Genomic DNA, 1,139 nt, shown 5'->3' with positions numbered 1-1,139 from the left:
CTAGTGTTGTGAGTCTTTAAATCGTTGTCAGTGGGTACGTTGGTGGGATGCCGTTGCCGACAGCAGTGCCGATCGTGCTCACTGATGACGAGCGTGAGCAGTTGCTGGCGTGGTCGCGGCGTCCGTCGAGTGCTCAAGCGATCGCGTTGCGATCGCGGGTGGTGCTGGCATGCGCGGATGCTGCCGGGGCTCCGAACGGGCTGATCGCTGAGGAACTCGGGATCTCCCGGAACACGGTGAAGAAGTGGCGGAACCGTTTCGCTGCCGACCGGCTTGACGGGCTGCTGGACGAGCCGCGTCCGGGCCGGCCCCGCACGATCGCCGACGCCGACGTCGAGCAGGTGGTCACCAAAACCTTGGAGACCACGCCGAAGGACGCCACCCACTGGTCGACCCGATCGTTGGCCGCTGAGGTCGGCCTGTCGCAGACCGCGGTGTCGCGGATCTGGCGGGCGTTCGGCTTGCAGCCGCACCGGCAGGACACGTGGAAGTTGTCGAAGGATCCGCAGTTCATCGACAAAGTCCGCGACGTTGTCGGGCTCTATCTGGATCCGCCCGAACGTGCTGTCGTGCTGTGTGTGGATGAGAAGTCGCAGATCCAGGCTCTCGACCGCACGGCCCCGATCCTGCCGATGCTGCCCAGCACCCCGCAACGAGCCAGTCATGACTACGTCCGCGCCGGCACGTCCAACCTTTACGCCGCTCTCGATCTGGCTACCGGCAAAGTCATCGGCTCGCTGCACCAGCGCCACCGGGCGATCGAGTTCAAGAAGTTCCTGGTGACTCTCGATCGTGAGGTCCCGGCCGATCTGGACGTGCACGTGGTGCTGGACAACGCCTCCACCCACAAAACCCCGACCATCAAACGATGGCTCAACGCCCACCCGCGTTTCGTCCTGCATTTCACCCCGACCAGCAGTTCGTGGCTGAACCTGGTCGAACGGTGGTTCGGTGAGCTCACCACGAAAAAGCTGCAACGCGGGACCCACCGCAGCGTCCGCGACCTCAACAAAGACATCCGGACCTGGATCGAGACCTGGAACGACGATCCGCGGCCCTACGTGTGGACCAAAACCGCCGACCAGATCCTCGAATCCATCGCCCGCTACTGCACACGCATTAACGACTCACGACACTAG

At 63.5% G+C, this 1,139-nt stretch carries 1 protein-coding gene; it reads left to right on the top strand.

Annotation, left to right across the window (positions count from 1 at the left end; genetic code table 11):
* Nucleotides 1-47: 47 nt before the first annotated feature.
* Nucleotides 48-1,139, top strand: coding sequence for an IS630 family transposase (locus ACFY36_RS51900; protein ID WP_499753334.1), 1,092 nt, complete (start codon nucleotides 48-50; stop codon nucleotides 1,137-1,139).

Source organism: Actinoplanes sp. NPDC000266, from assembly GCF_042899005.1.
Classification (GTDB): domain Bacteria; phylum Actinomycetota; class Actinomycetes; order Mycobacteriales; family Micromonosporaceae; genus Actinoplanes.
The sequence above is the reverse complement of the archived record's forward strand: the minus strand, read 5'-3'. Positions and strand labels throughout refer to the sequence as shown.